Raw genomic sequence first — 21,204 nt, forward strand, 5'->3', positions numbered from 1 at the left:
CCCCGGTGTTTGCAAACAGCGCTTTTGTTTCCGCGCCGGAGCGGTTGGTGGTCCGTAGTGGTGGGCGTCACCCGCTTCGCTTCAAGGTACGCTATGGGGTTCACCAGCACCCGACCGCCGGACTGGTGCTGATCGATACAGGTTACGGCCCCCGGGTCACGGAAGGTGCCGGGCGCAGTCTGCCGCTTCGGATCTATGCCAGTCTGCTCCGGCCGAAGTTGATCGAAGAGCACCAGCCAGCCCGTGTGCTTGATCGCCTGGGCGCAAGCACAGCAGATGTTGCAGCGATCGTGCTGACCCATTTTCACGCCGATCATGTTGCCGCGCTTCACCTATTCCCGAAGGCGAAGATCTATGCGAAGGCAACAGTGCACGCTCGTGTCGAGGCGCGCTCAAGGTTTTCCAATCTGCGCCACGGCGTCTTTGACGAGTTGCTGCCGCAGGATCTCTCCAGCCGGATCGTCGATATCGACCAACTCTCGGTCAAGCCCGCTCCCAATGGGCTTGGCGAAGGGGCTGATCTCTTTGGTGATGGTGAGACGCTGGCCGTCAATCTGCCCGGTCATGCGGAAGGCCATTTCGGCATCTGCTTTGCCGCACAGCCTGTGCCATTGCTTTATGCGGTCGATACCCAGTGGTGTGCGGCAGCGCTTGATCCCGGCAAGGCCCCCGGATTGCCCGCGACTCTTGTTGCTTCGGATCGCCGGGCACTTGCCGCAAGCAGCCGCCGGGTTGCCGCCTTCCGGGAGCAAGACGGCGATGTTCTGCTGTGCCATGATCCGTCCGACAGTCCATACGATTTGCCGGAGGCCCCGCAATGAACGGGCGTTTTCAGACTGGCATTGCCTTTGCCGAAACGCTCTGGACCGGCCGCAGTGGCCGATCTCGAAAGGCTTTCGAAGACTGGCAGAAACGTCGACTGGATGGCTGGTTGCGCCAGTCGCTTCCCAAGGTCGATTTCTACCGCGACGCGCCGCCACGCCTCGACCAACTGCCGGTGATCGACAAAGCCATCGTGATGAGCCGGTTCGAGGCCTTCAACAGGGCCCGGATCACCGCCGAGGCCGGATGGCAGGCATTGGAGGCGGGCGGCGAGATCGACGGGATCAACATCGGAGCCAGTACGGGCACCAGCGGCAACCGCGGCCTCTATGCCATTACCGCACCAGAGCGGTTCCGTTGGCTCGGCACTATTCTAGCCAAGACCTTACCCCGCTTTCTCTGGCATCCGGAACGGGTTGCGATCATCCTGCCGCAGTCCTCCTCGCTTTATCAAAGCCCGGCCAGACTTCGGCAATTGCAGTTGAGGTTCTTCGATCTGCGCCATGGCATCGCTTCCTGGCTGGACGAACTGGAAACTTTCAATCCGACGACCATCGTCGCGCCGCCGAGGGTGTTGCGGCACCTGGCGGAAACGTCCGGCCGTCTAGCCCCTCGCAAGCTTTATGCAGGTGCGGAAACGCTCGACCCGATCGACCGGGTCGTTGTCGAAAAGAGGTTCGGCATTCCCCTCGGGCAGATCTACATGGCAACCGAAGGCCTTTTCGCCGTGACGTGTGCCCATGGCCGCCTGCATCTTGCCGAGGACGCCAATTTTTTCGAGTTCGAGCCGGTTGCAAACGATCTCGTCACTCCGTTGGTGACAGGCTTTCGCCGCGATTTCCAGATCATTGCACGATACCGGATGAACGATCTCCTGCGCCTGTCGTCGACACCATGCTCCTGTGGCTCGCCGCTTCAGACGGTTGATGAAGTGATCGGACGGATGGACGATATCTTTCTCTTCACCAGGGAAGCGGGAACGGACGTACCGGTTACGCCAGACATCCTGCGCAATTCGGTTCTGGATGCCTCGCGCGAGATATCCGATTTTCGCCTTGTGCAGGAAGAAGATGGATCGGTGACCCTGCTACTGCCACCGGAGGTGGCGGAGACGAGCGCTGAAGCGGCCCTTGCGGCACTTGGCAAAACCCTGAGCGCACAGGGGCTTGTGCCTGCAATTTCGCTCCGCCGGGACAGGCTGCCCCTGGAAAGCACCCGCAAGCTGCGGCGGGTGGAAAGCCGGTTTAGGCGGCAGGCTCAATCATGACCACAGCGAAGGATACGGTCATGCGGGACACGTCGGCCAATGGAGGTGTGAGCAACGCCCCCGAGACTGTTCATGCCTTCGTGCGTTTGTGCAACGACTTTGCCATGCCTGATCTTGTTGCCAACCTCACGACGCGTGTCAGCTCGCTGGAGATTGCAGGGCGGTGTTTTCCGGTGACGATCAACGAACCGAGCCGTCCACCGACGTGCTACATCTGTTCACCCAGCGCTGCCTATATCGACTATGCAGTCGAGGAAACGCGCAATTTCCTGAAGTCGCCGCTGACCTACCATCTGGTGCGACCGCTGATCCGGGCCTGCGCACCGCTGATCGCGGCCAGCGGGCTTGATCGACAGGTGCAGGTGAACAACTGGCTGCTGTCGACCAATCCAGTTCCGGAAATCGATGCAGCCGCAGCCCGCGAGATCGCCAGAACCCTGTCTCAGCGCCATCCGGAGCATGCCATTGTCATCCGCTCGCTCAATGGCCGGGCGGACCGGTCATCGATGAACGCCCTCAGGCAAGCTGGGTTCAGGCTTCTAGCGGCGCGGCGGATCTATCTCTACTCCGGTGACCAAACACCAGGACGGCCGACGCAAAACCGCTGTTACGACACAAGGCTGATGCAACAGACGCCCTATCGGCTCGCGGAAAACGACAGCTTCGAGGCCTCGGATTTTGACCGTGCCGCGGAGCTCTACAAGATGCTCTATCTCGACAAGTACACACCGCTCAATCCGCAGTATACCGCAACCTACATCCGGGAATGCCACCGCAGAGGCCTGTTCCAACTGCTTGGTTATCGCGATGACAGCGGCCAGTTGGTGGCGGTAGCCGGTTTCTTTGCCAACGGCCGCACATTGACGCAGCCGCTGGTTGGATACGACACCCGCCTGCCGCTGAAGGAGGGTCTCTACCGGCTGGTCATGGCGGCAGGCCAGGACATTGCAGACCGGCACACTCTCTTTTTCAACATGAGCGCGGGCGCCGGCCACTTCAAACGGCTGCGCGGGGCAGAACCGGAAATCGAGTTCAACGCCGTCTATGCGGGCCATCTGTCCCGGCGCAGGCAACTGGCTGTGCGAAGCCTCGAAAAGCTTCTGTCGCGCATCGGCATTCCCCTTCTGGAGGCCTTCGACCTATGACTTCATCAAAGGATTTCTGGCAGGCCGCGGCGCTCGTGAAGGATTTGAAGCGCCGACCGGCCCGTGTCGAATTCGGCGGCGAACCTGTGGTGCTGTTCAAGAGCGCGTCGGGCATTTCGGCTCTGGCCGACCGTTGTCCGCACCGGCTGATGGAACTGTCGAAAGGAAAGGTCGTCCGAGGCGAGATCGAATGCCCCTATCACGGCTGGCGTTTTGACGGCGGCGGACGCTGCACCGCCATTCCGGGACACATGGGCGACGTGCCGGGGTACCGGATTCCCGGCCTCAAGACCTTCGTGAAGGACGGCGTGGTCTTTCTTTCCAAAGGAGACCCCGCAGGTGAACCCTACCTGCACCCGATGGAAGGCAGAAAGACAGTGGTGCGCCTCGTGCGCAGCAGCACCAACTCGACATTGATCGATGCTGCCGAAAACATCCTCGATGCGACCCACACCCATTTCACCCACAAGGGCCTGCTGCGCGGCCTCAGCAGCAAGCGGCACCGGGTTCGGGTCGATATCACCGGTGGGCCTGGCTGGGTCGAGGCCGTCTATACCGGGGAGGACCGGCAGCATGGCCTGATCAGCAGGCTGCTGGAAGCCGGGCGGGTGCGGACTGTCGGGCGGTATCGCTTTCCCGGTATCGCCGAGCTGGAATATTGGGGCGAAAACGGCCTTGCACTGGCAACCACCTTCCATTTGCGGCAGGCCGCCGACGGACTTGTTGAAGGTATCGGTTGCCTGATCGGACCGAACGAGGGACTGCTCGACCGGGTCAAGTCCTGGATGTTCCAGCCGATGTTCCGCATCGCTCTGGAACAAGACCGCCGCGTGCTGAAATCCTCACTTGAAAACGCGGCGCGCTTTCCGGACGCAAGGCCTCTGATCGGACCGCTCGACTATTTGCGCCGGGACATCGAAGCAATTGAAAAGGGCGAGCTACCGGGCGCCGCGCAATCCCCAAGGACCGCTTATATCGAGCTTTGATCCGGCCCGTTCCACTCGATGTCCCTTGTGGTGGCGCTTTGAAGGCTGATGCGATTGCGCAGGGCAATGGCCGCGATTTCCAGAAAGGCGGGTATTTGTGCACGCCCGGGCGACGGATCGTCCGCGGTTCCGAGGATCTCCTCGGCCGCACCGAGAACCTCCAGGAAACGGGTGAAATCTCGTGAGCGGAGCGCTGAAGGCAGACCGTAGCCCCACATGGCCAGCCGCACGGCCTGAATGCCCGTTACATCCGGCAAGACTTCGTCACCACCTTGCAAAAGCGTGCGGACAAACCGGGCCGCGTCCTTGAAAAAATGCAGGCCGCTGGTCGCGCGCGGATTGCATTCCAGCGGGCGCACAGAGCCGTCTTCAAGGCGCATCAGGTCAAACGAAACCTGCCCGGTCCAACCGGTGTTCCCGACGAATGTTTCGATTAAAGCCCGTGCTGCCGGGTCCGTTACCGGTTCAAAACAGATCCCTGCGCCAGCACCGGCCCGGTAAAGCGAACGGTACATCGACACTGCCAGCACCTTGCCGTCGCGCGCCAGGACGTAGGCACTGATCTCGCCTCCTTCCAACCGTTCCTGGGCAACCCAGGGCATTGCAGCGCTCGGCACCACTTGCTTCAACTTGCGGGACGCTGGCGACACAAGGACCTGACCGGCGAAGCGCGACCAGACGGGCTTGAACACAAGGCTTTCGGCCTGCTTGCCAAGGTTGGTGACATCTTGCCGAGACGTCAGCAGCCGTGTTTCGGGCACGGCGATCCCGAGCCTTTCACACAGCTTGATGAAGTCATGCTTGTTGTGGGACGTTTGAAGCAGGTCGAGACCTGGCGCGAACAGCTCCGCCCCAAGGCCGCGCCTTTCCCGAATTGCCGCCAGGTAGAAGATCTCCTCGCAGGTCGGGACAATCAGGGACGGCTTTTCGCGTTCGATCAGCGCCTCGAGCGCGTCAGTGAAATCTTCCGGATGAAACCTTGGCGATGGCAGACGCTGATAGAGTGCGCAGGCACGACTTGCCCGGGAGACTGGGCGCGCGGGCATATCGGCCAGAACAACACGCCAACCAGCGGCATGAAACAGCCGGGCGTGATGCAGGGCAACAGGCGCGCGAGCACCCGTTATCAGAACAGTCTGGCCGGAAGAGGCATGGCAGCCGGGCTGCATCGTCGTCAGATTCCCTTATCGAATGCAGATCCCGGCATCCGACGCCCCTCAGCGTTCGGCTTCGTAGCGCGCTTTGGTTTCCTCGTTCATCGGGTAAAGGCCCGGTAGCTTCGCACCTGCGTCGACCTGCTCGACGATCCAGGCCTCCATGCGTTCCTGTTCGGGGGCTTCTTTCAGCACGTCATCAAGCGTGGCTGCTGGGATCACGACCGCACCATCGCCGTCTGCCACGATGATATCGCCCGGAATGATCGCAACACCGCCGCAGCCGATGGTTTCCTGCCAGCCGACGAAGGTTAGACCGGCTACCGAAGGCGGGGCCGAGACACCGCTGCACCAGACCGGCAGATCCGACGCCAGCACGCCGGCCAGATCGCGCACTGTGCCGTCTGTGACCATGCCAGCGACATTGCGTTTGCGCATACGGGCACACAGGATATCGCCGAAGACACCGGCGTCGCGGATGCCCATCGCATCGATGACCGCGACGCATCCTTCCGGCATCTCCTCGATGGCCGCACGTGTTGAAATGGGAGAGCCCCAGGAAGCGGGCGTTGCCAGGTCTTCACGCGCAGGCACGAAACGAAGGGTAAATGCCGGCCCGACGATCCGAGGCCTGGAGCGATCGAGCGGCATTGCCCCGCGGATCCAGACGTTGCGCAGTCCCTTTTTCAGAAGGATCGTGGTGAGTGTCGCCGTGCTGACGGATTTCAGGATTTCGACGGCTTCAGCGGACAGGGTCATTAAGGCCTCCGGAAGATGGCGCTGACAAGAAGCAGCAGGTCAGAAACGGTATCCAAAAAAAGCGATACCGCCAGTCCTGCCAGGAGTGGGCTGCCCGCGGCACGGGAGCCGGCGGATCAACCGGCATATTCCGCCGGATCACATTGCCGGCCAAGGGATTTTTGAAACGGGAAAGTCAGGAACCGGCCTGGCGGATTACGAGCGGTGGAAAGCCCTGCACCGCCGCGACAGGAACTTCATGGCCTGAGGCTCTGAGCAGGATTGCAAACCCTGCCCGATCACTAGACCGACACTTTGCAGGCAACCTTCACGGCACTGATAGCGCCAGCTGCGGCCTGCGCCGTGATCAGGATGGCCTTGCCGAATTTTTCTCTATCAAGTCCGGGAGACTGGCGGGACGACTGAAAGCCTGTTGCAACGAGGACGGATATTAGGCCTGCGACATGCGCAATTCATCCGGCCTTCTTGAAACCGAGGCCGGAAGTCTGCGGGCATTTCCGTTGCGCTTGCATCAGCACGTCCTCACGCGCCTGTGTGCGGGATCAGGAAATCGTCAGTTCAAGCGCCGGGTGCAGACGCTGCAGGTTGCGGAGTGATTTCGACTGCCAGGGAATGGACTTGGAGCCCAGAACCCGAACGCCGACTTCCGGCTGCTTTCTGATTTCGATCGTGAACTTTGCGAGCAGGTTGATGCCGGAGCTGTTCAGGAATTCCAGGCTTGTCAGGTCCATGGTGATGAGTTCCGGCTTGGCCGCCAGAACGGAATTCATGATGTCCAGAATAGGTGCATAGGCATCTGTTCCTGAAAGCCGCATCGTTCCTTCGTAGTGGATGGCGGAGCCTTCAGTCCAAACGCGGTAATCGTTCGTGCTGATTTCCATTGTGATTTCTTCCTTTGGAATATGTCAGCGATCAGGAAAGTCGCAAAGAAGCATATGTCGTCAACTCAACGCCTTCACTTACACGCTCAGACGCGAAAGACCAGCCCAATTTGGCCTCGTAGTCGCTCATAAGTGTGAGCAAACCCAGGCCTGAGCCGGAGGAGTCCGGGTTGAGGGCGTTCTCCTCGATGCGTTCCAGGAGCAGCTCTCCCGGTTCGCGGTCGAGCAGGGCTTTTAGGTGCCCCTGAAACTTGACGGCCGTTTCCTGGTCGATCCGGTTCACGATCCGGATTTCAAACGTCTGTTCTTCCAGCGAGCTGTGAATCGCGATGTCGCCGCCGTGACGGAACTTGATCGCATTTTCCAGAATCTCGTTGATCATGTAACTGATGCTGTGGCGGGCATCGACAGGATCGATGCCTTTGCCGCAAGCCCTGCTGAAATATTCACCGATAAAATCCGATGTCAGGCCGCAATGATGCCAGCTCAGCTCCAGCGGCTCTGCCATCAGCGTGAGACAAAATTGTCTCGCGTCTCCGCCGTTCAAAGCAGCCGTCTCTCCAAAATCCTCGACCATGCCTTACCTATGCTTCAAGACAACAAGAGTGATGTCATCAAATACCTTGTAGTCGCCGATATGCGACTTCACATCATTAATGACCGCCGCGGCAATACCTTTAGCGGATTTTTCGCGATTTTCATGGGCGCTCTGGGCAAGCCGGTCGAGGCCATACATCTCGCCCTTCGCATTTTCCGCTTCCGTGATCCCGTCCGTATGCAGGATCAGGATGTCGTCGGGTCCGAACGCAAGATCCAGTGTGGCCACGAAGGGTGAAATATCGGCCTCGAGCCCAACCGGGAAACCGAGATCCATCGTGTCGATCCGCTCGGTTTCGCCATTGGCACGAATGATCAGCACTTCCTCGTGCTGGCCGGACAAGGTGACCTGTCCGTCCTCGTAGTCGACGAAGGCAAGAGTCAGGTGCTTGTCGGAATTGGTACGGGTGATGTTCTTGTAGACAGCACGGTTGAGCACATCCAGGAAGGCAATCGGATCCTTGTCCCCCTTCTCCTGAAGCGCACGGGCAACCGACTGCACCATGAGCATCAACACGCCGCTTTCCAGGCCGTGGCCGGTCACGTCGCCGATACCGACCTTGATGCGGCTGCCGTCGAACAGAACATCGTAGTAATCGCCGCCGACTTCGTCTGCCGGTTCCATGAAGGCGGCAATCTCGATCTGCGGGATGACTTCCAGTTCGCTCAACCGTGGCAGAACCATTTCCTGAATGCGCTTGGCGACATCCAGCTCGGCTCCGAGGCGCAGGTTTTCCGATTTCAGCCGCTTGTTGAGCTCGCCGATCTCGTGGTTCGCGGTTTCCAGCTTCCTGGTCCGCTCCTCGACGAGATTTTCAAGGTTCTCCGTATGATAGCTGATCTCTTCCGCCATCCGGTTAAACGCAAGCCCCACGGCCGCAACCTCGTCGCGGGTCGGAATAGCAACGCGAACCGAATAGTCCTTGTTCTGCAGCGCACGCGCTGCGGCGGCCAATTGCGACAAGCCCTTGGTGATACGGCCGGAAATGGCATAGACCGCAACGAACACAACGAAGATACTGACGCAGAAGGCAATCAGCTGGTAGTTCAGGATGCGGGCCGTCGCCTCGGAGATGTTGTTGGTGGCATCGATCAGCGACTGGTAGATCTCGCGTTCGGAAACGACAAAGCCCAGCGTCATCGTTTCCGAGGTGATGCCGGTTCCATCCCACAGGTTGGTCGGGTTGAGCTGCTTGAGGACCAGAAGATAGGGGACCTCTTCACCGTCATTTTCAAGGAAGATGTGCTTGATGACGGTCTCGTCCTTGGCACTGAGTTCAAGGGAAGAAATGGCGGGCTGGCTGCTTTCCTTGAGGTTCCGGTTCACGCCGGTAACACCCTGGCCGCTGACGTCGCTCGAAACCAGACCCAGTGTGGCCTCTCCGGCTTTCGGCGTTGCCACCACGTTGCCGTCGGACATCGTCAGGAAGCCGAAGCCGCTTTCCGAAATCTCAAGGCTTTCGACGAGCGAAGTCAGCTGTTCGAGCGTGATGTCGACCGCGACCATGCCCGCAACATCCTTGCGATCCTGCGTCCACAGGGGATGGAAGAAGCTGACGATCAGCTTGCCCGTGATCGCATCGATGTAGGGAGCTGTGGTGACGATATTGGATTCAACCGGCTTGGAAGACGGATCCTTGATCCAGCCTTGCCAACCTTCGTAGACCCCGGGAAAGAAGAAATCCCAGAAGTTCGCGCCCTCGTTATGACCGGGGTAAAGCAGGTCGAATGTCTGCGCCTGTTCCGAATAAGGGGTCGCGCGCATGATCGACGCGTCCTTGGGGCCGACATAATAGATCTGCAGCTTGGGAGCGCCCGTCGACATCATCGAAGGCCCGACAAGGCTGAGGAAGGAGCTGTTCTTCAGCTCATCTGCGGCCTTGGGAAGCGGGTTCTTGTCTTCATCGAGCAAGTAGCCCCAGACGCTGACTGCGGAAGGAACACCCTCGGTGTTCTGCGACCAACCACCTTTTTCGTCGTAGACCAGTCCGGAGGAAAACTCCGAACTGCCTTCAATCGTGTTGCCGACCGCTTCCTGGATATCCGGGTGGTCGATCAGCGTCTGCATCGACGAGGCAAGCGTCGCAAGTTCCGAATGAACGCGCTCGATCAGAAGGTCGGCGCGGAACGCAGTCGTATCGATGTAGGTTTCCAGATAGTCTTCGGTCGCGGTGGTCAGGCCTTCACCGACCTGCTCCGTTGCATCCCTGGACAGCTTCTGCACGTTCCAGATGCCGATGCCACCGGCAAGCGCCAGATCGAAAAGCACCGCCACGCCCACGACAAGAATGAACTTGGCGCGAAAGCTTCGCAGGGAAAAGCGACCTATCTGCTTTTCACTCTGAGGGCTCTTTACCGGTGCATTCATAGCGGCTTACGCCCCGAGGCAACCCAGATCGGCCAGCCCGCATACCCCTTGGGGTGGAGCGCTGCGAAAATATGATCGTCAAAACCCTTGGCGAAACGTTCGATGAACTCGGGGCTGTCGCCGCGTTCCTGCGCCATTTTGCCGGCAAAGAGATTTTTCCACGAGGCGATGACGTCTGCGAAATCCTGCGGGTCGCCGTCGGTGTTGGTGACCATGAAGGAGCCTATGGTGACGTTTTCAAAACCACCGTCGATCAGGAGGCGCCGGCATTTCGGGCCGATTTCGATATCCATATCGAAATGGTGCCAGAGTTTGGCGACCTCGTTATAGGTCCACTGGATAGACTCCGATCTCGGTTCGCCGAGGCAATGGGAGTTCTTTTCGTTGGTCACGTAAATGCGGCCGCCCGGCTTGCAGATACGATAGAGCTCCTTGAGGATCAGTTCCGGCTGATCGAACACCTGCAGGGAATGTCGGCAGGTCACGAAGTCGAACTGATTGTCCTCCAGCAGCATGTCCGCGGCATCGCCAAAGACATAGTCAATGCCCTTGATGCCGAAGTCGGCGGCGACACGGCGTGCGTAGTCGAGGCTGGATCTGGAATGGTCCAGCGCGACAAGCCGGTCCGGCTCGAACTCCTTTTGCAGAAGCACGGCGAAATCGCCGATGCCGCAGCAAATGTCGGCCACCTGCATCCCCGGCTTCAGGCCGTGGCGGCGAAGGAGTTCCTTCTCATGGCGCCAGGTAAGCTTGGTCTGTGTCCGCAGGACATGAATGAATTCACTGTCCTCGACGAAGGACTGTCCCGGGTAGAACTCGTTGTCGTATTCGCTGACGGTGATCTTGTCGGACATCGTTTCCAGCACGGCGAACTTGCGCGTTGCCCAGCCGACGACACTCGACGTCGTCACATGAACGCTCAGATCGCTGCGGTTGCGCACAAGATCCAGGATCTTGCCGGCAAATGCGTGGAAGGCGACGTTGTTCATGCGCACCAGGCGCCTGACGTTGACGTAGAATTTTCCGCTCACCTTGGCGACGGACTGTTCCATCGCGGAAAAGCAGCCATGCAGTTCCTCGGCCCGCTGGGGGCGCAAGCTGCCATGGAGCGAGAACTCCTGATCGTTCTCGTTGAAGGTCCATTGAAAGGCCTGTGTCATATTATCAGCGATCATTCTGTGTCGTCCTCAAGCACGAGCTCTGCAACCAGGCTCATGCGGCCGTCTTCGCTCCGTCCGATGGCGAGCCGGGCGCCGTAGTCGACGCCGAGTTCCAGGAGCCCCAGGCTCGCATCCGGTTCGGCGTCGGCAAACAGCGCTTCCAGATAAAGCGTTTCGGCGTCCTCGCCGTTGACCTTCGCAATGGCGGTCTCATAGATCTTGTAGGTTTCTTCGTCCGCAGGGAAAGTCAGTTCGATCCTGTCGACATTGCCGTCGCGCTGAACCGCGCATTGCAGTTTGCCGCCTGAGCCGTGCGTGCGGTACACCGCTTCCAGCAGCTCGTTCAAAGCCGACGAATAGAGATTGGAAAACAGGAGCGAATCCAGCCGGTTGTGGCTGACCATCCGGGCAATGTATCCCGACATGAGATCGCAATGGGTCCAGTCGGTGCAAAAATCCTTGATGTCCAAATCCAGGTGAATCATCTGCGGCAGACCGGAATTTGATGATATGCCTTCAGAAGGTGCCTGCATTTTTATTCCCCCGCTGGCGTGGTCAATTGCACCTCAAAGCGATGCACTTCTGTTATACGAGAAAGCTGGAAATTTTGGCCGATTGGACTCGTGTCATCGATAATTCATGTATTTAACAATACGGTGTCGCTCATTGCCAAGGATATATCAACCGCGATTGCTCCAATGTTTTCTGCTTCATTAACATAGCAGCAGAACTCTAAACTTTGGGTTTCCACCGCGCGTCCGTAAAGGCATCATATTTACAACATGACAAGCACCAGTAATTTTGGCGCCGCTGCCCAACCAGACACTTCCGCTGGCGAACTCGCGCGAGTGCGCAGAGAACTTGAGGAATTGCGCGCTGAACATGACGACCTCAAGCTGCTTTACGAGGCAACGATCGAACATGGCGAGGCCGTGGAAGACCAGTTGGCCGAATACAACATCCTGCTGACCCGCACCCAGGAACGCCTGGAAGCGGAGCTTCGTGATGCCGGCAATTATGTTTATTCCATCCTGCCGGAAAGGCGTCCCGAAGCCCCGAAAGCGGACTGGCTTCTGGTGCCGTCAACCGAACTCGGCGGTGATTCGTTCGGATATCACGACCTCGACGACGATCATTTCGCAATTTACCTGATCGACGTGTGTGGCCATGGTGTCGGGGCCGCATTGCTGTCTGTCGCGATCATCAACGTGCTGCGCTCGAATGCGCTTGGGGGCACCGATTTTCGTGACCCGGCAAACGTTCTTGCCAAACTGAACAATGCCTTTCCGATGGAACGGCAGAACAACATGTTCTTCACAATCTGGTATGGCGTCTATCGGCGCTCGACCCGGCAACTGGCCTATGCCTCCGGCGGCCACCCTGCTGCCATTCTCATGCGGCCTTCGGCATCGGGCCTGGACGTCATCGGCCTCGGAACGCCGGAGGGCATGGTTATCGGCGCCATCCCCGATATGGAATTCGATGGCGGTACATTCGACATTCGCCCGGGCGACCGATTGCTCGTCATCAGCGACGGCACCTACGAAATCGAGGATGCGAATGGCCGGACACTGACCTGGGCCGAGCTCGCGGACAAATCGAAATCCGTGGACGGAACCGTCCCTCAAGCCATCTACGACTGGCTGGCCACATTCCACGACAATGCGCCCCTGCCGGACGATTTCTCCATGATGGAATTTGCCTTCTGAGGGAACCGCCTTGCAGCAAAGTGCCCGTCAATCCTTGGCGCGAGGCACCAGAACCGTGGTGTGGTTGACGTTTCCGATCCGTTGGGTCGCAACGTCATCGGCCAGCTGGTGCACCAGATAAAGTCCCAGACCGCCAATGCCCATGTCCTCGACTGTGTCCGCTTCCGGTGGACCGGACGGCATGCCGCTGTTGTCGAATGGTCTCGCCCTGTCGGACAGGACGAGCTTGACGTGTGTCGGCCCAAGCGCCGCCGTGACCGCGATCTGGTCCTTGCCGCCATCCGGATAGCCGTAGGCAACGGTATTGGCGAACAGCTCTTCAACGACCAGGCACAGGGTACGGCGGACCGCGTCGGACAGGCCCGCTCCTGTGCAGAACCGCTCCAGCACGGTATAGACCGCCGGCAGGTCCTCCAGGTCGTTTCGAACTGTCACCGTCTCGAGATCCACCATCCCGTTCCCTGCCGGACGTTGTTCAATTCAAGCTGCCGGGTGTGAGCTTCGTTCAACCCGCCAGCGCCTTTGCGTCTTCCCAGCTTTCCGCCACCTGCATGATCTTCAGAAAGCCGGAGATCTTGAGGACGTCGACCACGGACTGGTTCACCTGGAACAGCACCAGCTTGTCTCCGGAGGGAGCCAGAAGCTTGGCAACGATCAACAGTGATCTCAGCCCGAAACTGGTGACGTAGTCCACTTGCTCCATGTCGATCAGCAAGGTTGCCGGCTTTTCCGAGATCAGGTCCTTCAGGTAGGTTTCGAAGGTTTTTGCGCTGAGCGTGTCCAGCTTGCCGACAGGACGAACAACGATCAGGTCGCCGTCCGTCTCGTGGCCGATGGTGATTTCTGCGACGTCTGCGGTCATTGCCATTTCCCAAATCTGCATCGGTGCCCGGAGTGCAAAAAGCCGACAGCCTCCGGTTTCAACCGATGAAAGCATCTGCCACGCAATTTCGGCGTGAAACTTGTACATTTTATAAAGGCGCACCACGCGAAAGGCTACGAGACCAGGGATAAGCAAATTTTGCATGCTTCCCAGCCACTCTCGATCCGGCTCGCGTTCGGTCTGCTTGTCGGGGACAGCTATCGGGGCCCTGCGACGGGTCACCTCATCCAGAGGAGCATGACCGGCGCCTGGCTGGAAACCGGAGACTTCTTTTCCGGAGAATGACTGCGCGTTAAGATCGAACCCGGACTGGTCCTGCGGCCCTTACTCGGGAGAACGTGCGTTTGAATACGGTCGACACTTCTGCCGCTGTTGCGTTGCTGCGATCCGAAGCAGCGACCCGGCGCGGACGCCGACACAAGGTCAACCAGGACAGCCACTTTGCGGCCCCGTCGCATGGGCTCTTCACGATTGCCGATGGCATGGGCGGTCACAGAGAGGGTGACGTCGCCAGCCGTGCGACGGTTCACGCAATCTCGCAACTGACCAACATGCCGCCGAGCAGCCACGAAGCCCGGCAGATTGCCCTGGAAGCCAAGCTCAACCACGTCAATCACGGTCTTTACGCCGGTTTTCTCGCTCTCCCCGAACAAGACATTTCAGGCACGACAAGTCTCAGCCTGATCGTCAGCGGCACACAAGCCAGCTGCATCTGGGCCGGAGATTCGCGTCTTTACCTTTTGCGCCAGCAGCAACTGTTCCTCATCTCGGAGGACCATGCCGACAAAGCCGGGCGGCTGACTGCCGCTGTCGGCATCCACAACACGCTTCAGCTTGACCGCCGAACGCTGGAGATGATGCCCGACGATGTTTTCGTACTTTGCACCGACGGACTGTTGAAAGGCATGGACGAAACCACGCTGGCCAGGATGGCCACCGAGGGGACCTTCGGTCTTGCTGACCGGCTTGTTTCGCGCGCTGTGGCCGGCGGATCCTCGGATGACATCACGGTGATAACCGTTTGGACGGAAACAGATGCTCAGCCGCCGGAAGCCGGCAGATAGAAGGAATGCTGCTGGCCCGAGGCCCAGCCATTCCGCACGACTGCCGTTACGCCGATCAGATCCTGATCTTCCACCGCCATTCGTTCCACTTCGAAAGTGACCTTGTCTGAGAGGGATCTGCTCAGGACTTCCAGGCTCGTTGCGACCGCAGCCTCGCGCTCGTCAGCATCCTGCCCTGCAAACACCGCCTCCCCGAGAGCTTCCTGGAACAGGGAAAACAGGCGAGACACCAGTAGGGCCTGATCCAGCGCGCCCCGACCGTCCTCGCCAGGCTGGACCGTCACGGCCCGACGGAATACGAGGCTGGTTCTGTTGGCGACGCCCTCCAGCACGTTGATGCCGGCAAGTGCGAGCGACGATGCCGTGTCCGAACCGACGGCAAACCGTGTTGCCATGGCAACTTCGCCGCCCATCGACCGGCTTTCGACAAGCTCCAGCGCATCATAATCCTTCGGCATGCCGACGGGGAGCCGCGGAAACACTTCAGTTTCAAGCTGGACCAGTATTTCGGAAAGGGCGACAAAAGCACCCGACACAAACAACGCCGGCGCACCGTCCTCTTCGGCGGTCAACCGGGCATCGTTCCAGAACAGTGCCAGGTGAGAGGCGGTATCGCTGGCCCTCAGGCCTGCAAAACCTTCGAAGCCCGGCTTGTCGAGCAACTGATGCGGCGTTTCGATGTCGGCAACTTCCTCACCCGGTACTCCGGCAAAGTGCCCGGCAAGCGCGGCAAGCCCGACCGTGTCACTTTCGGCGCATTCCCGCGCAAGCACCTTCAGCCGTTCCGTGTCGCGTGGGCCAAGGCCGATTTCGTTCGCAAACAGGGCGATATCGTAGAGTTCTGCCTGCAGGGCCTCGCCGGTTTCGCCCAGAACCTCCTGCAGGTCGACGGCATCAAGATCATGATCGAGCTGAAGGAGGTGAAGTTCCAGCGGCAGGTCGAGCGGAACTTCACTCAGGAGCAGGTTCAATCCATGCCAGTTCAGCAGCACCTTGCTCAGTTTCGGGCTTTCGAAGAAGAGACGCGCCTGTGCCTGTTGCAGCGTATCGGCTGGCGCATCCTTCTTTTTTCCCTCGACGGGTGCACTTGAAGTCTGGCCCGTTTCCTGGAGCGTCTTTTGAATGAAGGCGTCCACGGCGGTTTTCGCAGCACTGCCGCTTTCGCCAGGAGCAGCCTTTTCCTCCGGACTGCGGATCATCGACAGGAGGGCGTCGAGCCCCTCGGTTCCCTTGCTGCTGCTCGAGGCATCGTTTTCCTTACGCTTGCCTTGCTCTGAAGTCGGCAATTCGTCGTCTTTCAGCAGTCTTTCCAGCAATGACTTCTGCTCATCCAGTGCCGACTTGCCGATCTTGTCGTAACGCTGGTCATGAACGGCAAGCTGAACCTGGTCACCGGAAGCCGCCTCAAGATCCCGCACAAAGCGAAATCCGCGCAGCAGTTTTGTCGGATGCAGATCTTTCAGGCGCGCGAAGGAGACCTGTTCTTCCAGCTCGGGTGGATGCGAACCGAGCATATTGGCCGCCGAGACGGAAAAGGATGGTGTTTTCTGTTCCAGGATTTCCTCGACGTCCTGGCCGGTAATATTGAAAGCCACGCCGGTTGCCGCAAGGCCGAAGTCTCCTGCGATCAGCACCCTGAAAGGCGGTGCCGGCTTGATCTGGACTGCACTGTGACCCTTGTTTCCGAGGCCAATCGAGAAGCTGGCGATCCCGCCTTTGATGTCGTCTTCCCCGGTCATTTCGATCAACCCCTATTGATGATTGTAAGTTTCACTCAAATTGACATGAAGGCGAATACGGCTTGCGCGATCACGATATTGCCGTCAGTCTCATACCATTGGTCTCAACACACCGTTGCAGCGGGTCAGGGTGTAGCAGAGCCGGTTTCAAGGTTGCGCGCAGTCAATTCCTCTTCCATCCCTTGCCAATAAATCACCTGCCGTCAGGGTAATCTATCAGGGGTGGATAGGCGTTTCAAAATTGCCCCCGGTTCGTTCGACGATCCGATCAACGCCCAGGTCATCCAAGCAAAAATGCGCGAAGCCAACTGGAACAAAACGACTGCAGCGCGCATACTGAGCGTCGGCTGGCAAACCATACCCCACGCGTTTTCCCAGCTCTACCTTTGTCGCCCCAACGGCTTGCGCTGCTCCTGTTCCGGGGCCAAGAGAAGCTTCGGGCCGAATTGTCGCCAGGGATCCTGCAGATTTGACGTCAGACACGACCTCCGACACGCACACGCTGATAACCGCCTTCGTGTCCGGCAAGCTGTCTTATGACGCCTTGTCGAAGCAGCTGCGGACCGGTGCACAGCAATCAGCGAACGCCCTTGATGAAACGCGGCAGGCAATTCGGGATTTTGTCGAAGCGGGCCACCTTCCGAACGAGCTCGGCCAGAGGCTTCTGAAACAGTTGCCGGCGGGCGATGCCAAACATTCCGGTTACGACGTGAAAGACAATCCGCCACGTCCACATGCTGTTCACGGCACACAGCAGGAACCGGTATCGGCACCCGCACCTGAGCAGGCAGCAACGCCCCCTGCAAACCTGCCGCCATTGCCATTGTTGAACGAGCCAGCCGGGGTAACGGGTGACGAGACACGGGGTAAGATGGACGAGGCCATTTTGACCTCACTCGTTTCGGGCTACGCCGGCTTTCGCAGTCGACGCGCAAATGCCGCCGAAGAACCACCACCTCCAGCCGACAGCGGCAAACTGGACAAATATCTGGCCGAATTCAAAAGTGCCCGGTTTCGTTCCGACGCGCGCCGCGTTTCCGGCGGCGGACAAAGAGACAGTCTCGACGTCAACAAGCTGGCGACACCCCAGGTGAAACGCGCCGGTGTCGGCTCCATTTTGCGTGACCGGTTCATTCTGGACACCGAGATCGGGAGCGGCGGCATGGGGCACGTTTATTCAGCCGTTGATCGCCGGCGCCTGGAGGCAGCTCACGACCAGCCTTATGTCGCCATCAAACTTCTGAACGAGAACTATCGCAACGACACCGAAGCCGTGCGGCTTCTGGAGGCCGAGGCGCGCAAGTCTCAGGCACTCGCACATCCGAATATCACCACCGTGTACGACTTCGATCGCGACAAGGCCGATGTGTTTATCGTCATGGAGCAGCTAAACGGCGTCGGACTGGACCGCCGGATCGGGCGGGCCCTTGGCAAACCCCTGCCTCTGGGCGAATGCGCCCGGGTCCTGCGCGGCACCTGTGCAGGTCTGTCCCATGCGCACAGCCGGGGCGTCGTTCATTCCGATCTGAAGCCCGGCAACATCTTTCTGCTGACAGATGGCACGATCAAGCTCCTTGATTTCGGCTTGGCGGCAGCGGCAAGCGCCAGTGCGGACCATCCGATCCGGGATAGCCTGACCTCGGCCTACGCAAGCCCCGAGCAATTCCGGCGCGCGGACCGTGACCCCCGAGACGATGTCTTTGCGCTTGGCTGCATCACGTACCAGATCCTGACCGGCGGCCATCCGTTCCAGTTCCGGCCGATAGACGAGGTCGCGCGGGAAGGTCTCGTGCCGGCGCCTGTCGAGGGGCTCTCCCCGCAAGCCTGGAACACCTTGCGCCAGGCGCTCGAGTTCGACCGCAACAAACGCCTTGGAGACGTCGACAGTTTCCTGAAGGGCCTGTTTGAAATGCAGGACTGAGCCGAGACCACCCGGCAACCTGGCCTGCAACTGTAATCACTCGATGGAATTGACGATCGTCTCGATTGCCCGCGTGAAACCGTGATCCGGCTGCTGGGTGCTGATCAGGCCTGTGCTGCCGATCTGGATGAGATCCGTCGACAGCGGCAGGACAGCTGCCACCGGCGTGCGGTAGTTGGAAAAGATGCGCTGTGCCAACTCGTTGAAATCGAAGGTTTCCAGAGCCTTGTTGACCACCAGAAACAGCTGCGGCACCTCAAGCTTGCGCGCCAGTTCCAATGTGACTGCGGTGCCCTGATAGTCCTGGATGTCAGGGCGAAGGATCAAAAGCAGCGCGTCGGAGATAGCGATGGAAAGCAGTGTTTCCTCGTTGACGCCCGGGTGGGTATCGATCAGCAGATAGTCGAGTTCCAGGCCCCGGCAGAGGTCCACAAAACCCCGGTTCAGATCCTCGACATCATATTTTTCCTTCAGGATCCGTGCGATCTCACCGGTCTTGATCGATGAAGGCACCAGAAAGACCTTGCCACCGTCCGGCACCGTTGGGTTGCCGTCGCCATCGACCACGTTTTCCGTGACATCGACCGCCGTATCAGTCACCGAACAATGCCCCCACAGGTAGTTGTTCAGCGTGTTGTTGACCGTGTTGAGATCGACCTTGAAGAGGGTGTGGATGCCTGGGGACTGGATATCCGTATCGACAATGCCGACCCTGTGACCACGCAGGGCAAGCACCGCGGCCAGGTTGGCCGTGACGTTGGATTTGCCCGTGCCGCCGCGATAGGAATGAGTGGAAATGATTTTGGTCACGGATCAATCTCGAAGGATGTTTTGAAAGTTCAGGACTTGTACCGGGATCGAAGATCCTTGGCGCGGGACTGCAGGGAACGGAAATAGTCGGAATCGCTCACCTGTTCGATTTCAGCCTGCGCCTGTTCCTTGTCGTAGGTGACTTCGAACTTGTCCAGCCGGGTTTTCAGCTCGGCATTTTCCTTGCGCAGCTTCGCTTCGGCCGCTTCCAGCTGGCGCTTGGTTTCCGTCAATTCCGCAATGAGCTGGCTGGAATGGAATTCGCGTGCCTCTACCTGCACGACCATGCCAGAAAAGGTTTCCGCCAAAGCGCGAATATCGGCTTCGACACCCTCGTCCGTGATCACCTGATAAAGCTCCTCGACCTCGTCGAAGCGCCCGTTGGCGATCGCTTCACAGGTCCGGGCCAGACTGGCCAGAGCAGGTTTCATGGTGTCGGATGAGGTCATTCAGCCCTCCGCAGGCGCTCGAAGATAGCCCGGTTAAATCATGCCTTGCCGGGTAACCCAAGATGTTTGTTGAAGGGTCCTGCGATCGCCCCGGAGCATTCGTTGGATTGCGACGGGTTCCTTACAAGACCGTCACTGGCGGCAAGATGCACGCACCTTGCCGCCAGGGTTCTTCCCAACACCGGAAAGTTTGCCGCCTTATCGTTTCGGCAGGATGTTGTGCTCCGGTCCAAACGGGAAACCGGTAATGTTCTCAGCCCCGGTTTCCGAAACGATCAGAATGTCGTGTTCCCGGTAACCGCCTGCTCCGGCTTCGCCTTCCGGGATCATGATCATCGGCTCCATGGAGACGACCATGCCCGGTTGAAGCACCGTGTCGACATCCTCACGCAACTCCACTGAAGCTTCACGGCCGTAGTAGTGGCTGAGCACACCGAAGGAATGGCCGTAGCCGAAGCTGCGGTACTTCAGGAGATCGTGGCTACGGTAGATGTCATTCAGCTCGCTTGCGATATCGCAGCACCGCGCACCCGGCTTGATCAGCTTCAGTCCCTCGCGGTGGACATGGCAGTTGATCTCCCAAAGCCGCAGGTGCTCGTCGGAGGCATATTCGCAGAACAGGGTCCGCTCCAGTGCCGTGTAATATCCGAAGATCATCGGGAAACAGTTGAGGCTGAGGATATCGCCGGCCTCCACCTTCTTGTTTGTGACCGGGTTGTGCGCTCCGTCGGTGTTGATGCCGGACTGAAACCAGGTCCAGGTGTCCATCAGCTCGACGAACGGGAAGGACTTCGCGATTTCCCGGATCATGGCATTGGTCGAGGCCATGGCGACTTCGTGCTCGGGAACGCCGGCCTGAACCGCCTCCACCAGAGCCGCGCCGCCGACGTCGCAGATGCGGGTGCCTTCGCGGATCAGCACGTGCTCCTCGGCGCTCTTGATCGTGCGCTGCGCCATTGCGTCGGCGGCAATGTCGACCAGCTCCACGCCCGGAAGCGCGGCTTCCAGAAGCTTCAGCATGTCGAGGGAGACGTGGTCGAACTCGATGCCGATGCGCTTGACCGCAGGATTGGGCATCCCAAGCAACGCCTGGATGGCGTGGAAGTAATTGTCCCGGCGCCAGTCGGTGTAGATCACGGTGTCGCCGTGGGTCCTGCGCCAGGGCTGACCACCGTCGATACCGGCCGCAATCGTGGTTGCCTTGTCCTGCGTGACCAGAAAGCCGTATTTGCGGCCGAAGTAACAATAGAGGAAGCCGGAGTAGTAGCAGATGTTGTGATAGGAGGTGAACAGGGCGGCATCGATCTGCCGGTCCGCCATCAGCTTGCGGAGTTTTGCCTGGCGGCTGTCCATTTCGGCAGCCGAGAAGGGCGAAAACGCCTTCTCGCCGTTGTTCATTTCATAAATGCGGATCATGTCGTTGCTCATTGAAGGCTCCTTCCGTTCGTTCGAGCTTCGGTTTCCGGGGGCCTGAAACGCAAAACGGGCCG

At 59.2% G+C, this 21,204-nt stretch carries 20 protein-coding genes; 7 read left to right on the forward strand and 13 right to left on the reverse strand.

Annotation, left to right across the window (positions count from 1 at the left end):
• Window positions 1–5: 5 nt before the first annotated feature.
• The 4 genes from HCG46_RS14315 to HCG46_RS14330 are packed head-to-tail and all read left to right on the forward strand — an operon-like array spanning window position 6 to window position 4,220.
• On the forward strand, window positions 6–821 hold the full coding sequence (locus HCG46_RS14315; RefSeq protein ID WP_353621820.1) for an MBL fold metallo-hydrolase: 816 nt from the start codon (window positions 6–8) through the stop codon (window positions 819–821).
• On the forward strand, window positions 818–2,089 hold the full coding sequence (locus HCG46_RS14320; protein ID WP_168686564.1) for a F390 synthetase-related protein: 1,272 nt from the start codon (window positions 818–820) through the stop codon (window positions 2,087–2,089). Before HCG46_RS14315 ends, HCG46_RS14320 begins: the two co-directional genes overlap by 4 nt.
• Window positions 2,086–3,234, forward strand: a complete 1,149-nt coding sequence (locus HCG46_RS14325) for a GNAT family N-acetyltransferase (protein WP_168686565.1) — start codon at window positions 2,086–2,088, stop codon at window positions 3,232–3,234. Before HCG46_RS14320 ends, HCG46_RS14325 begins: the two co-directional genes overlap by 4 nt.
• Window positions 3,231–4,220, forward strand: coding sequence for a Rieske 2Fe-2S domain-containing protein (locus tag HCG46_RS14330; RefSeq protein WP_168686566.1), 990 nt, complete (start codon window positions 3,231–3,233; stop codon window positions 4,218–4,220). Before HCG46_RS14325 ends, HCG46_RS14330 begins: the two co-directional genes overlap by 4 nt.
• On the opposite strand, the gene HCG46_RS14335 is transcribed toward HCG46_RS14330, so the two are convergent.
• From HCG46_RS14335 to HCG46_RS14365, 7 genes are all read right to left on the reverse strand, one after another.
• Window positions 4,205–5,389 (reverse strand): ATP-grasp domain-containing protein, encoded by a 1,185-nt coding sequence (locus HCG46_RS14335; protein WP_168686567.1) that lies wholly within the window; start codon window positions 5,387–5,389, stop codon window positions 4,205–4,207. The two genes, HCG46_RS14330 and HCG46_RS14335, sit on opposite strands and share 16 nt — an antisense overlap.
• A gap of 48 nt (window positions 5,390–5,437) precedes the next feature.
• Window positions 5,438–6,133, reverse strand: a complete 696-nt coding sequence (locus HCG46_RS14340) for a ribonuclease activity regulator RraA (RefSeq protein ID WP_022999182.1) — start codon at window positions 6,131–6,133, stop codon at window positions 5,438–5,440.
• A 542-nt stretch (window positions 6,134–6,675) separates the two neighbouring features.
• On the reverse strand, window positions 6,676–7,014 hold the full coding sequence (locus HCG46_RS14345; protein ID WP_022999184.1) for a hypothetical protein: 339 nt from the start codon (window positions 7,012–7,014) through the stop codon (window positions 6,676–6,678).
• A gap of 31 nt (window positions 7,015–7,045) precedes the next feature.
• Window positions 7,046–7,591, reverse strand: coding sequence for an ATP-binding protein (locus tag HCG46_RS14350; RefSeq protein ID WP_051990044.1), 546 nt, complete (start codon window positions 7,589–7,591; stop codon window positions 7,046–7,048).
• Window positions 7,592–7,594: 3 nt separating this feature from the next.
• Window positions 7,595–9,979, reverse strand: a complete 2,385-nt coding sequence (locus HCG46_RS14355; RefSeq protein ID WP_055657017.1) for a SpoIIE family protein phosphatase — start codon at window positions 9,977–9,979, stop codon at window positions 7,595–7,597.
• On the reverse strand, window positions 9,976–11,154 hold the full coding sequence (locus tag HCG46_RS14360) for a class I SAM-dependent methyltransferase (protein WP_022999187.1): 1,179 nt from the start codon (window positions 11,152–11,154) through the stop codon (window positions 9,976–9,978). The genes HCG46_RS14355 and HCG46_RS14360 overlap by 4 nt, the downstream gene beginning before the upstream one ends.
• Window positions 11,151–11,672 (reverse strand): hypothetical protein, encoded by a 522-nt coding sequence (locus tag HCG46_RS14365; RefSeq protein ID WP_022999188.1) that lies wholly within the window; start codon window positions 11,670–11,672, stop codon window positions 11,151–11,153. Before HCG46_RS14365 ends, HCG46_RS14360 begins: the two co-directional genes overlap by 4 nt.
• 315 nt (window positions 11,673–11,987) lie before the next feature.
• On the opposite strand from HCG46_RS14365, the gene HCG46_RS14370 reads away from it, so the two are divergent.
• On the forward strand, window positions 11,988–12,848 hold the full coding sequence (locus tag HCG46_RS14370) for a SpoIIE family protein phosphatase (RefSeq protein WP_168686568.1): 861 nt from the start codon (window positions 11,988–11,990) through the stop codon (window positions 12,846–12,848).
• Window positions 12,849–12,875: 27 nt separating this feature from the next.
• Here HCG46_RS14370 and HCG46_RS14375 read toward each other — a convergent pair whose 3' ends face one another.
• A complete protein-coding gene (locus HCG46_RS14375) occupies window positions 12,876–13,301 on the reverse strand; it encodes an ATP-binding protein (protein WP_055657014.1) in 426 nt (141 codons plus the stop codon).
• A 52-nt stretch (window positions 13,302–13,353) separates the two neighbouring features.
• The gene (locus HCG46_RS14380) at window positions 13,354–13,710 is read right to left on the reverse strand and encodes an STAS domain-containing protein (protein WP_168686569.1); all 357 of its coding nucleotides are present in this window, start codon (window positions 13,708–13,710) and stop codon (window positions 13,354–13,356) included.
• Between the two features lie 359 nt (window positions 13,711–14,069).
• Between HCG46_RS14380 and HCG46_RS14385 the strand changes: the two genes are divergently transcribed.
• The gene (locus HCG46_RS14385) at window positions 14,070–14,795 is read left to right on the forward strand and encodes a PP2C family serine/threonine-protein phosphatase (RefSeq protein WP_168686570.1); all 726 of its coding nucleotides are present in this window, start codon (window positions 14,070–14,072) and stop codon (window positions 14,793–14,795) included.
• Here the strand turns inward: HCG46_RS14385 and HCG46_RS14390 are convergent.
• Window positions 14,771–16,534, reverse strand: coding sequence for a hypothetical protein (locus tag HCG46_RS14390; protein WP_168686571.1), 1,764 nt, complete (start codon window positions 16,532–16,534; stop codon window positions 14,771–14,773). The two genes, HCG46_RS14385 and HCG46_RS14390, sit on opposite strands and share 25 nt — an antisense overlap.
• Before the next feature lie 469 nt (window positions 16,535–17,003).
• Between HCG46_RS14390 and HCG46_RS14395 the strand changes: the two genes are divergently transcribed.
• Window positions 17,004–18,455 carry a serine/threonine-protein kinase gene (locus HCG46_RS14395; protein WP_168686572.1) on the forward strand — a complete coding sequence of 484 codons (1,452 nt, stop codon included), beginning with the start codon at window positions 17,004–17,006 and terminating at the stop codon, window positions 18,453–18,455.
• Between the two features lie 36 nt (window positions 18,456–18,491).
• Here the strand turns inward: HCG46_RS14395 and HCG46_RS14400 are convergent, their stop codons facing one another.
• The 3 genes from HCG46_RS14400 to HCG46_RS14410 all read right to left on the reverse strand — a co-directional run bounded on the left by HCG46_RS14400 (window position 18,492) and on the right by HCG46_RS14410 (window position 21,142).
• Entirely contained in the window at window positions 18,492–19,265 is a 774-nt protein-coding gene (locus tag HCG46_RS14400; RefSeq protein WP_168686573.1) for a MinD/ParA family protein, read from the reverse strand.
• A 29-nt stretch (window positions 19,266–19,294) separates the two neighbouring features.
• Window positions 19,295–19,714 carry a hypothetical protein gene (locus HCG46_RS14405; RefSeq protein ID WP_055657000.1) on the reverse strand — a complete coding sequence of 140 codons (420 nt, stop codon included), beginning with the start codon at window positions 19,712–19,714 and terminating at the stop codon, window positions 19,295–19,297.
• 198 nt (window positions 19,715–19,912) lie between these two features.
• The gene (locus HCG46_RS14410; protein WP_168686574.1) at window positions 19,913–21,142 is read right to left on the reverse strand and encodes a M24 family metallopeptidase; all 1,230 of its coding nucleotides are present in this window, start codon (window positions 21,140–21,142) and stop codon (window positions 19,913–19,915) included.
• Between the last annotated feature and the right edge of the window lie 62 nt (window positions 21,143–21,204).

Source organism: Labrenzia sp. PO1 (assembly GCF_012273635.1).
Taxonomy (GTDB): domain Bacteria; phylum Pseudomonadota; class Alphaproteobacteria; order Rhizobiales; family Stappiaceae; genus Roseibium; species Roseibium algicola.